Origin of the sequence: Paenibacillus sp. FSL R5-0713 (assembly GCF_037973325.1) — a bacterium.
Lineage (GTDB): Bacteria > Bacillota > Bacilli > Paenibacillales > Paenibacillaceae > Paenibacillus.
In genome coordinates this window covers 2,963,472-2,977,884 of the sequence record NZ_CP150229.1, presented here as the reverse complement: position 1 = coordinate 2,977,884, position 14,413 = coordinate 2,963,472, and the positions used below count along the sequence as shown (strand labels likewise).

The following is a 14,413-nucleotide window of genomic DNA, read 5'->3' as shown; positions in this document are numbered from 1 at the left end:
AACGCTTACTAAGCAAGTGTTTTTTACCATTGAATAGCAATCTTTTCTTTTAAACACCACATCAAAAAGGCTCTTTCCCCTCACACCCGTTCGGAGAAAGAACCCTCTGTATTATAAATGTCAGTTAACTATTGTACTCTTTGATTTTGAAAAAGTGTCTTCCCTACCTGCTATAATCAACCCAACCCGGTAATGTGGTCTTACCCGAATCTCATTAAACTTCCCGATCTCCACACCCTCAAACCGCTCTACATAAGCCTGATTCACATAACTCTCAGTCGTTCCTCTTCGAATTGGAGTTATGGACAGACGAAGCGCATGATCGGCCAGCAAATGACGGGATTGCTTCAAACCAAGCATCCAGCTATGCCCATAGTGAATATGATCTGTTAACATCTGATGATGAATATGTGCTGCTGCAACGTCTCCTTCATAATCAATCTCAACCCATACGTCATCTACTTGTTCCGGCCACGCTGTATCCAATCTCAATGTTGCAGCATACTCCTTCGGGTAATCAACCTCTACAGCAGGCTCGTAAGGCGAAACCTGGAATGTGTACGTACTGAATATTCCCCGCTTTGACTGGGATGACACAGCATATTTAGAAGGTAAAACATGCTCTGGAGCAGGATAGAAGGATACCTCAAACTCTGGATGCTCCAGGGAGTTGCATATGAGCATCTCATTCTGCACATACAGATGACTGCTGCTAATTACAAGTCTCTCTTCTCCGCCCACATGGAAACGGTAGGTATGCAATGCCTCTTCACGGGTCAATGTAATGATACGTATGACCATACCGTCCGATGTTGTGATTTGCAGATGATGATCCTTACCAGCCTTCGGGTGAATAACAACTTCATTCCCCTGCTCAGATATGGTACCTTCAGGCATATCCACGTTCGTAACAGACGATATATCCATCACATACTCCGGCTTCATGCCTTCATGAGCATAAAAAACAGCCGTACGTTCATTATTGACCGTAAATCGGGTCAGTGGCTGAACGGTAGCACTAATGATCTTCATTCCATCCAGATTCATATGGAAAGGCAGAATGGCTGCCATGCCCGATTTCAGCTCCATCGTGCCTTCTCTTGGATAAAACGCAGCCCCTTTGCCAGTATGCAACTGCAATTGTATATCTCGATCAGGCAAAACCATATGATCCTGATAATTGTTCATGAACAGAAATCCTGAACCTTCTTGTTGACGAACAGACCAGCGCAGATTTATCGTGTTCTCCGGTGTTATCGCATGTTGATCTTCCGGTATAACACTACCCATAGGTGCAAGCAGCTCACCGTAAGCTTCCAGGAACATGGACAAGGTTCGAATGCGGTCATACGACTCACCGATACGTCCGAATTCCCCGAGCGGGGCTTGGTAATCATAAGTCATTTTCGGCAATGCCTGTTCGTTCATATATGATTTTTGCCCTACCGGATTGGTTCCACCGTGATACATATAATATCCAACCAGATTACTGCCATTTGCCAGCTTCACAATGGTCATTGCCTCAACACTGTCCGCATCTACAACCGGCCGAGCGTGATAACTGACCTGCATGCCACCAGCAAGTTCACAATACGCCGCAGGATACTCCGGACTGTCATAGTCCACTTCTTCAACAGGATTCATATGCAGATCCCGGAATAAATACTCTCGGCTTGGAGGTTGATTGGGAATCCATGGTGTGTACGCATATCCCGCGAGCATGGGTAACGTTCCTTCTTCAGGCACCGCAGCATTACCCCAGGCCGTGGCAGTATAGAACATGGGATGCATACCGACTTCTTCGGCAATACCGCGAAGCACCTTCAGATGTTCACGACCGTCCCGGCCAGAGGAAATGTATTTGTCACGTGTGTAACCCCAGGCATCCATGGGTGCCCCAGCGTGCATATACTCATTTTCCAACTGTACGGCTATTACAGGGCCACCCTCCTGATAAAAACATCCGTTGAGTTGACGGGCAATCTCACGATATAATCGCTTGGCATAATACAGATACCCTTCATCATTCGATCTCACTTCAAATGGATAACTGAATAACCAATCTGGCATGCCTCCATTACGAACTTCCCCATGACAGAATGGACCAATCCGCACGATCAGTGGCAGCTGATGTTTGCCACACAAATCCACGAAGTGCCGCAAGTTCAGGTTTCCTGACCAATTAAACTCGCCTTCCTGCTCCTCGTGAAAATTCCAGAACACATAAGAAGCAACGATGTTCACCCCGCCTGCCTTCATCTTCAGCAATTCTTCTTCCCACTGCAAGTAAGCGAATCGGGAGAAATGAAATTCACCTACCACGGGAATATGAGCTTTACCATTACGGATCATATAATAGTTGGTAAAATCATAAGTCTCCCCTCGTGGATTCTTGCCTCCACTACCCGTCATGCGACCCGCACGAATCTCTTTATCTTTTGCATCCAGTACGAAACGAATCTGGCTTCCTGCTATACTATCGTTCATGGGTTATATAACTCCTTTGGTATAGATGAGATAAGGTTGAATCGATTAGCAACTATCGATGGATGACTGCTCCTTGATGATTGGGGTTCTTCTCCAGAACCCGATCCAATTCAAGTTCGGCTTCACTTGTCCGACCAAGGCCAAGAAGCCCTAATGCCCGCATGTATTGGCAATGTTCTTCATTACGCTGATTGAGATCGTCGTCAAATACCAGGAAATCGGGCAGAGATACCGCAAAATAATCCATTCGGATGTGATCATGCATATGTCTTTCGGCATAGTCAATTAATTTGTTAAACCGCCTGTTGGCTTCCTTCACATTGCCAAGCTTCTGCCAGGCCAGACCCTGATAATAGATGGATTCCGGCGGTTGATCATTATAAAACATCGCGCTTGAAGGTTCATTAAGACCGATGGATGCTCTATTGAAACTCTCTTCTGCAGCCTGATTATTCTTCAGTAGCTGGTAGGCACAGCCAAGATAAAAGTAAACGGAATTATCTGCGGCTCCCGCTAGCTTACCTTCACCTAAGTTCTCTGGGTAAACCAAAGCCTTTTGCAGCAGCTCCAATGCCAGTTCCGGTTGTTGTTTCTCCAGATTTTGCTTCGCCAGTTCCGTCAGTGCCGTAACATACTGTCCAGTAACCTTGCCTTCTCCACCCTCCCAGGGATGAAACCGCCGTGCCTGAAGAGCATCCCATGCTTCCTGATGGCTACCCTGCATGTTCAATAAAGTTACCCACTCAATATACAGATCATCACGGTGGCGAACCAACTCCATATGCTGTTCAAGCAATTTGATTCGACGCCCGCAAGAATACCCTATCTTCTTGTGCAATTGATCCAACTCGTAGAAGATTCGGGTATCCCGTGAATCCAATCGGAATGCTTCCTCTAATGAAGCCAGTGCAAGATCGGGGCGATTCAGCTTGTTATAATAAGCCAGTCCCAGATTCCGATGTACAGTCGAAAATGCAGCATTCTCCTCGCGTGAAGCTTCCCAATGGGTAATTGCTTCCTCATAGCGTTTATGATCATATAACCAATTTCCCAGGTAATAGTGAGCATGCGAATCATTCGGATCAATGGCCACCACATCCTGAAGCACCATAAATTCAAATAACGTGTTAGGAAAGCAATAATCCGTTGGAGCAGCTTTCCCCTGTTTTTGACATTCCCGGGCCTGTTCCAGATCCCCCAGTTGACGATGCACGTAGGCTTGAGCATAACCAACCATAGGATACGGCTGTAAATTTTCGGATTCAACATACGATAGTACCGTCCGTGCTTCTTCCCACAACCCACAATCCACGTAATCTGCGGCTAGGTTTAGATAATTATGAACGTCTCCCCGCATCAAACGATGAAAATGTTCACGTGCTTGCTCCGCTTGCTCTCTCTCTGAAGGTGCAGTCGCTCCGCTGTAGATCAGGGCTAATTCATGTGCGGCTCCAAACTCAACCGGGTCCAGCTCCAACGTTTCATACGCATATTGGACGGCCCGTTTATCCTGACCCAATCTGCGCAGCAGAGCCAACTTCAGATGCCGAGCCTTGTAGTTTCTAGTGTTACGGATCAGTGAACGTTCGATGTGATCCAGTGCTTCGACATCCCGATGTTGCGCCATATCGATCTGAGCAAGCATGTAATAACCCGTATCCTGGAACTGTGCGGACCATACGGCTTTATACAGTGCTGTGTAGGCTTCTTCCTGTTTCCCCTGTAGTTTCAAACTCAGACCGAGTTGGTAAAAAGCTTCACTATCATATGGATTCGTATTTTTCCACGTCAACGATTGTACAGCCTGTCTGAAATGCTTCTCTGCATCTTGTAACAGACCTCTCCGCAGCAGCAATGTGCCATACGCAATGTTTAGACGAATATCCGTTGCATCACGCTTCAAGCCTTCCAAATAATAAGGTTCTGGTTCATACGTGGCATGCCGATATTGCTCCAAATGAAGACCAGCCAGATATAGTTGTTCATTCGTACGAATCTCGGATGGTAGCGGGAGTGGTGTGGCCGGGTCTGGGACTTCCTGAATCTCAGAACGTTCAGGCTGATAGGCCACAAGTACTTTTCCTTCCGCAGTTCGAACACTTAACTTCAGTTGATGCCATTCATCTTGCCCGCTCCACGGGAATGAAGACTGATATAGTTGCGTAGGTGAGATATTGCATCTCTCATGGAGATATACCGTAGTTGGTCCAATCACTTCAATGGTCACTTGTTCAAAAACCGACGTCGCATATACCATCACGGTTACCGCTCCGTTCGTTTCGTCCATTTCCAGATTAACTGCGGCATCAATGGTTGCATTTTTGACCATGCCGATTCCTTTATAAGGCATAAAATACTGCGAAAATGATTTGGCTTCACAGGGCTGCAACCACGTAAAATCAGGCTGATTATCAGTATAGATCCCGGTCATTAATTCAATATAAGGTCCATCTTCGTCCGTTAACTGGCGATCCCAGGCTTGCCCGAACTCCCCATTCCCCCATGTCCATTGCTTCTTGCCCGGAGAAATATGATGATTGGCTACATGCAGCAAGCCTGCCTGTACCCCGTGGTCATAACCCCCTACAAAATTATAATCCGACTTATACGCCATATAGGATGTTGGAACCGGTATGTTTTTGTATCGCGAGATATCCACACCTTCGGAATAGTCCATCTTGTAATAGGTGCCCGTTGCGATGGGAAAGCGGGATACGTCCCGTTTTCCATGGTCCAGCACAGCCGTTACATCCGGTGGAAACACGGATTGCGTATCATCGTTGACGGCTACAGCCGGGTTGGCCCACCATAGAAAAGTTTGAGGAGCGCAGGTGCGATTGTATACCTCGGCATGGATTTCAAGATAGGCTTTGCCGGGATGTAATGTGAAGCCAGCGGTCATTTTGGTACCATACATGCGGTCAATCTCACCCACCCATACGGTAGCGCTTCCATCTTCATTACTCCCAAATGTATAATCGACTGGCCCAAATGTGTTGGGCCGATGATGCTGTGGCCAGTTGAATTCGATTCCCCCGGAAATCCATGGCCCTGCCAGACCCACAAGTGCAGGTTTAATGACCCGGTTATAATATACAAAATCGTAGTCATTGGTCCGATCCAGCGCACGATAGATTCGTCCACCCAGTTCGGGCATCATCTCGATACGTACATATTCATTTTCGAGAATAATTAAGCGATACGACTTCATTTTGGCCTCATCTTCAATGCTGTCGATCACAGGATGCGGGTACACCTTACCCGAACTTCCCTGGTAGATTCTCTTCTCAAGAAACATCGGATTTTTGTCCGGTTTACCTGTACCATAGGTTGGAATATCCCTGGTTTCTTCCCATATGCGAACAGTTGATGTTGCTGTCACGTGATTCAATTCCCTCACTCCTCGGACTCGTATATATTATGATCATACGCTCCGACATGCAGGAAGAACATTAACATTAAGCGGTTCTTGATGGACGATCTTCGGATTCCCTCATAATCAAAGAGAGTACCTATCCACCCAATTAAGCAGTGAAAGGTACTCTCTGATTGATCTTGATTCACTTATCTGCGGCGTGCAAAATCCACAAATCTGAACTTGTCCGGTCGATGCCTCGACTCCGTATACTGAAATTGACTGGCATCCTCGAGGTACACCTGGCTCCTCACCACAACCACATTATGGAACCCTTCAAGGTCAAGCAGTTCCCTGTCTTCTGCGGTGGGTTCTTCCACCAAAATCTCTTTTTTGGCAAACGAAATGGAAAGCCCCAGCTCTTGCTCAATGTACTCATAGATGGAATCATTACAGATCTCTTTGCTGAGCCCAGGAACAAGCCGCTGGCTGATGTAATCTTTGTCCAGTATGACATGCTCTCCATCCACTTTGCGCACACGTCTGATCTCCCAGACCTGTTCATTCAGACCAAAGTTAATTTTCTTGTGCAACGCCTGATCGACCTGTTGCTCTTCAAAAACCTTCACATACGTTTGAGCGCGATGCCCCATTTTTTTGGCCAGTTCCTTGAAGCTAACCAGACCAGAGATGGGAAAATCGATCTTGCGTATGTCCAGTACAATCGAGCCCTTGCCTTGAATCTTCTGAATATAACCTTCTTCGTACAACATTTTCAGCGCTTTGCGAATGGTCTCTCGAGATGTTCGATAACTTTCCGATAGATCCAGTTCCGATTGAAGCAGTGTGCCTGCCTCAATCTCTCCGGTCCGAATACGATCTGCAATATCCTCATATATTCGGATAAATTTATTATTCATTATTCATCACCATTGTTCATTACCCTTTTTTATCATATTGGCAACCTATTATAGCATTAAAAACCAATCAAGCGGTAATGTCATTACTGGCGATGATTGCAGTATCACATCCAAAATTCAATTCCACCTAGATATGACGATCCAACGCTGACGCTTTCTCCACTTGATCTGTATGCTTCTCATTCATGACTTGAATCAGCTTGTTTAAGCGGAAGATCAGTGCTGCAGCTTCGGATCTGCTTAAGTGCTGCATGGGACGGAAGCTGCCGTCTTCATATCCGTTAATCATGTACAAACCTGCAAGCTCCTGCACTTCTTCTTTGGCCCAATCGGATACATCAATCTGATCGGTAAATGCTCTTGGGGAAGTCAGCGGTTCCGGTCTGATCTTACGAACCACATTGGCTATGATCTTGGATGCCTGTTCACGTGTTACCAGCGCATACGGAGCGAACTTGCCGTTCCCCATACCTTGAACCATCTCATGGTGAACGGCTGCACCAATCTCAGGAGCGAACCAATCCTCATCATTCACATCTTGAAATCCATGCTGTTCATTTACCGTTGTGTCCACACCCATCAGTCGCACGATTAATGCGGTAAACTCTGCACGCGTAATCGGACGGCGCGGTTCGAAGCGAGTTTCACTGACACCTTGAATAATATTTTGTTCCGCCAGCCAGGTAATCTGGTCCTTATTAAAGGTTTGGTTAATATCAATAAATTTGATATTCTTTTTCGCAGGCAAATCAGGTTGTTTAGCGGGTTCAGAATGTGAACTCAACTCATCGGCTTGTTCCGATGTACCATTTGAACTTGGGGTTGCACCGCCACCACTCCAGGCGGATGGTGGATACGGAAAAGTTATAGCTGCTGCCCGTCTGCTCTCACTTTGTTCACCTGCTGAATTCTCTGTCCATGCGACCACCTCATAATGCTGCTCAGCATTTAGTCCTGTCCATACATAACTGCGCTGTGTTCCACGATATATCTCACGATCTTTATGGATGATCACAATTACTTCATTCATTGAATCCAGTTCCCAAGTTAGCTTAATCGTACTTGTGCCTTGCGCTACGGCTGCTACTGTCAGATCTTCGGAAGGCAACGTCTCGAATTCCGGAACTTGGAGCGCCTCTCCCTCCCCTGCTTCATTATATGGAATGATGGCAAAGTCAGTATAACGCTCTGCACTGTTTAATTCAGACACATGTATCGATGTCTCCGCGGTCGTCCCTACAAGCTCTTCATTTCGATAGACTCGATAACCCGCAGCACCAGGAATCAGTTCCCACACAATGTCTGCACCATGCATTGCACGCCCCTCTACTATAGGAGGTGAAGCAGCACTACCAGGCAAAGTCATGGCATGAAGGTAATAACCACCATCACTACTGCCCGAAGCATTCATTGTCTTGACTGTATAGCTGTAGTTCACGCCCGGTTCAAGTTCCTTGTCGTCATAGAACATTTCGTCAGCAGGAACACGAGCAACCTCTACACCGTCACGCTCAATGATGAACTGCTCGGCACCTTCAACCCGGCTCTGTTCCAATAGAAGACGAATGTGGTCCTTCGCCGAATGATACTCCACTTTGGCAGGCGCTGCTGGCTTGGTCAGTACCGAATACGCCTTCATCCCAGATGTATCTCCCTGCTCATTCTCTGTGTAGATTTCGATCAGGTACTGCTTACCTGCATCCAGTTGATCAACGATAAACTCTTTTTGCTCGCCACGGTATACTTCTGCACCATCCAGCAATACAACGAATGTTTCGTTCCGATAAGGGAAGTCCCATTCCAATTTGGCATGGTCTGTCTCCGGGTATATCTGCATTTCGAGTGAATCAACATGAGGCAAGGTGTAAAAAGGAGTCACAGTCACTGGGCTTCCTGAACCAGCCGTATTATAAGGAATAATCTGTACCTGATCATATCGGGTTGCACTCTCCAGATGAGTTAATTTCACCTCGGTGATATTACCATCGTCAATCGTGGTGAACATCTGATCTCCGATCCGTATGGTATATCCCTCTGCACCTTGTACCTTTGGCCAAGAAATTAATCCCTCTTTTTCCCCAATCATACTTGCATGTAAAGGTTCAGTAATGGTCGCAGGCAACGTTCGCACGTGAACTTCGAAACCAGAATCACTCTCACCCGTTGCATTCGATGTTTTGATGGTGTACAGGTAACGCTCTCCTGGTGTCAGACCATGATCTTCAAATGAATTTTGATCTGCCGGAACCTTAGCAACTTCAACGCCATCCCGCATAATGATGAATTGCTCTGCTCCTCGTGTAGAGCTTCCAGTCAGATCCAGCACCGCAGTCTGATCTGTGATGTGTGTTATGCCTGCCGTCTGAGGGGATATAGGTTTCGTTAAAACCTGAATCTGAATAGACTCTGACCGATGACCATCTTCATTAATTGCAACGAGTTCGAATTCATACGCTGTACCATCCAGCATACTATTGAGATGTACAGACGGTTCAGACACGCTCTGCATATCTCCCGTTACCCGATTGCGAATCTCATATGCAGCCGCTCCCTTAACGACTTCCCAAGCCAGATCCACCGAATGTGTTCCAGCGTTCACTGTGATCCCTTCTGCAACCAATGGCAAAGTTTGAGTCATTATACTGAAAGTAAGTGGCGCACTGGTTCCACTCGCATTGACTGCCCGAATCACGTAAGTGTATTTCGTTCCTGGCGACAGATCCTTGTCCACGAATTGGGTTTCAGTTGAATCCATTTGAGCAATCTTTCTCCCATCCCGTTCAATGATGTATTGATCTGCCCCTTGGACACCTGTGTTGCTGAAATCCAGACCAAGGCTATTTTTGGCCACATCATATACGGCAACCTTAGCGGGTTTCTCAGGCAAAGTCAGCAGCGATACATCTGTCGCTTCAGAACGAGTCCCCTGTCTGTTGACCGCCCATAGTTGATAGTGATGCCACGTTCCATCCTGGAGCCCTGTAATCGTGGCTTCATTCTCAATTCCCCTATAGATCTCTTTGCCATCCTGCTCGATCACATATTCAGCGGCGCCTTCCACGACCGACCAGGAAACTTTTGCCCGATGTACTGCTGGGTCTGCAATTATCTCGTCAGGCGACACAGGTTTGGACAATCGGATGAGCTGCGTTGTCTCACCCGAACCCGAAGTATTCACAGCCTGAACTTCCAACGTGTATTCTGTACCTGGCAACAATTCATCAGCCGTGTAGGTCAGTTCTGTTGTTCTGCCCACTTCTATGCCATTGATTTTCACAATATAGAGATTCGCCGTATCTACAGCTTGCCATGCAATTCCCATATTTGTTTCACCAGTCCATGTGACATTCAGTCCTTCCGGCCTGCTAGGTAGCGTAAGAATCGTACTACGGGTGGATGCACCGTACCCGGCAACATTGCCCGCCTGTACTTCATAGATATACTCACGACTGCTTGACAGATGGTGAACTGACAGTTGTGTATCTGATATCTCATGGCTCTGTCCATTGATGACCACCCGATATTTCGTTGCCCCAACTACAGGCTCCCAGCTCAAGATCGCTCCCTGTTCAGTTACTTGAACAACATGAAGTCCCGACGGGCTCTCGGGTAACGTTGTTCCTGACACCGAACTTCGCATACCTTGTCCACTTTCATTCACTGCTTGTACATCCAGTTGATAAGATGTTCCCGAACTCAATCCCGCAAATACCCATTCCTCGTTTCCGGCAGCAACCGTTCCCGACTTCTCTCCATTCAACCATAACTCATAGTGATCGGCTCCTCGTATTGCCTCCCAATTCAGACGAAGGCTCGCTGTGGAAGCATCTGATACCTGTAAACCGGACACCTGCCCTGGTAACGTCTTGAGCAAAGGTAATTCCGCCAAAGGCCCGGGCCCTGTCTCGTTGCCAGCAATTAACGCATAGCTGTAATTGGTTCCGCTATCCAGACCTGAATCCAAATACGCTGTCTGCTCCCCTTCGTATATGGCTGCTCCATCACGTGAAAGACCATAATACGTTGCAGAGGTCACCGTCTCCCATGTTAATGAAATATCATGCTCCCGAATTTGAACAGCCATGAATTCACCGGGCACTGTCGGCAGTGTGAGAAATCCGGTCCTACTGCTACCGCCTGCTCCACTCTCATTCATTGCCGTGACCGAAATGTTATGCATGGTCCCTGGGACGAGGTTACTGATATAGGGTAGGTTGGAAGGATCAGATACCGTCTGATCATACACGGTGGACCCGTCCGAAGTAGCAGCAATGATGCGGTAAGCATCTGCTCCCTTTACTGAATCAAATTGAATTTCGGCCAAATTGGGCTGGGAATCTACTTTTCGAACGTGCAACGTTCCGGGAGCTGCCGGGATCGTTAATACTTGAGCGCTTACTGCATCACTTACTCCGGTATGGTTTCTTACTCTAACTTCGTATTCATAGACCTGACCACCGCTTAGGGACTGATCGATTATACTGTGGTTGGGATAATCCAGTGTCCACGACTGTCCTGTTGTTTTATTTGTTATCTCATACTGATATCCATCGGTGTAACTTTCCCCCGTTGGCAAATCCACTGTAAGTTCTGCTGATGTCTCCGCGATCTGTGTCATTCTCACATGTTTCGGCTGCTCGGGCTTGCGTTGAACATGGTAAGGTGATGATGTTGTCTCATATGTATTGCCTGCTGAGTCCATGGTTTTGGCATGGATGTACCATATGCCTTCCGATTCGATGGATATTTTATGCTCGTCAGAGCGAGCTTCAAGCCAATGATCCGGTAATTCTGCACTGTTTGTAATTTGATAGAATCGTTCCAGTTCCTGAATACCTGAGTGGGCATCTGCATACTGAATGGTAGTGGATATGTCCAAGTCCGTCCAGACATGTCCGTTCGGTGCAAATGTAATCGTTGGAGCCATCTGATCCACATAGGCGATTCGACTGACTTCCTTGCTCACATTGCCAACGGCATCCCTTGCTCTGGCGCGAATGGTGGTAATCCCGTTCATACTTACTGTACCCGTATTTCCTGCCATATACGGACCATCATTCATGCTGTACTCATAGGATATCGCTCGTTCATCCACACTACTATCGATCGAGAATTGCACATGTTCTTTACTCCATCCAGCAGAACTTAAACGAATTACCGGCTCGGTTGGAGCTGTCGTGTCGATTCGAACCGTTGCCTGAGCATACGTGCTTATATTGCCTACATGATCAAGTGAGCGTGCATATACGATCGTTTCTTCCTCATCGGTAACCGTCACTTCGCCCGTGTAATCGATCCAGGGACCTTCTTCGCTCAGTCGATATTGGCTTTTGGCAAGCCCACTGCCTGAATCTTCACCACTGGTTATTGCAAAAGTTACATCCTGATTCGTCCAATCCTCTTCACTTAACGTTATCGTCGGTTGCTCAGGCCCAGTCTTGTCGATTCTGGCTGTTGCCGAAGTGGAAGCACTGACATTGGCAGCCCGATCGACACTTCGTGCATAAATCTCGGTTATCCCTTCTTCACTGAGTGTAAAAGGGGTCCTGTAGTCGATCCATTCCCCCTCGCTTCCCAGCTTATACTGTGTCAGACCAATACCGCTTGCTGCGTCCGTACCCTCCGTTAATGTCACAATTACGGACGCTTTTGTCCATTCGGGTGGATTCAACGAGATGACAGGTGGCGTTGGTGCCGTCCGATCTACCTTGGCAGTCACAGTCGTTTCCTGTCCTGTATTACCAAATGCATCCATACTGCGCGCCATAACTGTTGTGCTGCCTTCACTGCTTATGGCAAAGGGAGCACTGTATTCACGCCATTCTCCTGCCAGACCGACTTTAACTTCAGTCTTTTGGGTTCCGCTCAAGGCATCTTTTCCCTCTTCAACTGTGACGAGAACATCTTCCTTGGTCCATAAGGATGGCGTGAGTGTAACAGAAGGAGCAGTTGGGCCCATCGTATCTTTCATCATCTCTCCAGCGGATATAAATGGGGTCTGTATCCCTTCTCCATTCATTGCCGCAACAAATACTTCGTATTTTCCATCCGCGAGTCCAGTCAGGGCAAACGCTGTACGAGTGGAAGTTGTTGTTCCCGTTGCGAGAACTTGCCCACCTGGACTGCGTATTTCAGTTTTGTACTGAGTGCCGTCAGGGTTGCTATTATTACTCCAGCTCGCTGTAACAGAGTTACCTGATTGTGTCACAGCCGCAGCAACGGGTGGATTGGCCAGTGTATACTTGGAAGCTGGACTGGAGTAACCCGTATAGGAACCGCTTGAATTTTTGGCTCGGACGGCAAAAGAATAACTGGTATTCGGAGTGAGCCCTGTCACCTGCCGACTGTTTGTTGTACCTGTATCCACAATCTGATTCGTCGTCATATTTTTCAGTTCATACGTAACGGATGCATCATTCGCCTTCTTATCCCAGTTCACCGTCAAGTTATTGGAATTAACCAATGTATATGTCGGCGTTCCTGGCACTACAAAACTTCTTACCGTAAAGTTAACGGTCCCTGCTGAGGACACCCCACCCTTGTCATCCATAACCCATACTTGTAATGTGTGTGTGCCATCTGGCAGGGTATCAGGCAATGTGTAATTGGTGTTAAAAGACTGATTAGAACCCGTTGCGGTCATCTGGGTCAGCATATTCTCGGCCCCGCCATCAATGGACCATTTCACAGTCAACAGGTCACCTATATCCGTATCTCTCGTTGTACCGGAGATCTGAAGTTGCTCGCCTTTGTAATAGGTTTGACCTGAAGAAGGTGCTGTTAAGGTAAACGAAGGTGGGGCATTTTTGGGGCCGATCCCCACAATGGTTGAAAATTTGCGTGAAGCCTGATTCGCTGTAGCCTTAGAGTCCCACCAAAATTGTGCGGCTGTATCACTCGCCGTTACGGTCTGGCCTGGAGTGAACGCTGAAGGTGAAGACCCTCCCGTGAGCTGTGCGCTATCTGGGCTGCTGTACTGGCCCATATATATGCGATCTGCATTTACAACATTGTACGTATTGGCATAAAAAGCCGTGACCTGAACACCCCCGCTGTAATTACGCCATCCATTCTCAATAACTTCAAATGGAGAAGCATCATTGCCATTCACCATCGTATCCCAATAAAATGTTCCACCCAAATTCAGTGCCGTTCCACTTCGATTAATAGCTTCAAGTTCAACCTTCATGTATCCACCTTGTGAGGTGGCATTAACGATAGATACACGCAAAATGTATTCCACATTGTCCTTTTGCCGCGACATTTCAATCACATTATTGTTAATGCGGTAATAATTCAGTGGCAATGATTTGAAGTTCACGGGAGATCCGTTGTGGTCGATAATGGTGGACACATTCCCGGTATCACCACCGTAAAATACATTTGTGTTTGGCAGTAATACAATTCTGTATTTTCCGTCACTGTTCATCTCCACTTTCACCTTGGAGGACTGAACCGCCTTCATGCTGGACGTATCGGATACAATCCCGATCGTTTCAACCGTTTCAGCCATTACCGTGGCTGCTCCCCATTCAAGCAACAGGGCTTGAGGTGATAATAAAGCAAATGCCAGCACCACCTTGGTTAGCTGTTCCGCTTGTTTCTTCACACGTTTTCCTGATTTCTTCAACGTCTACTCTCCTTTTTGGCA

General features: G+C 47.1%; 4 protein-coding genes. All 4 read right to left on the bottom strand.

The window, feature by feature from the left end; all coding sequences use genetic code 11:
* Positions 1-120: 120 nt before the first annotated feature.
* Positions 121-2,487: a beta-galactosidase gene (locus tag MKZ12_RS13485; RefSeq protein WP_339260845.1), complete on the bottom strand. Its 2,367-nt coding sequence runs from the start codon at positions 2,485-2,487 to the stop codon at positions 121-123.
* 52 nt (positions 2,488-2,539) lie between these two features.
* Positions 2,540-5,878 carry a DUF5107 domain-containing protein gene (locus MKZ12_RS13480; protein WP_339260843.1) on the bottom strand — a complete coding sequence of 1,113 codons (3,339 nt, stop codon included), beginning with the start codon at positions 5,876-5,878 and terminating at the stop codon, positions 2,540-2,542.
* Between the two features lie 173 nt (positions 5,879-6,051).
* Entirely contained in the window at positions 6,052-6,762 is a 711-nt protein-coding gene (gene treR, locus MKZ12_RS13475) for a trehalose operon repressor (protein WP_339260842.1), read from the bottom strand.
* Positions 6,763-6,889: 127 nt separating this feature from the next.
* Complete coding sequence (locus MKZ12_RS13470) at positions 6,890-14,392, bottom strand: fibronectin type III domain-containing protein (RefSeq protein ID WP_339260841.1); 7,503 nt, start codon at positions 14,390-14,392, stop codon at positions 6,890-6,892.
* Positions 14,393-14,413 lie beyond the last annotated feature (21 nt).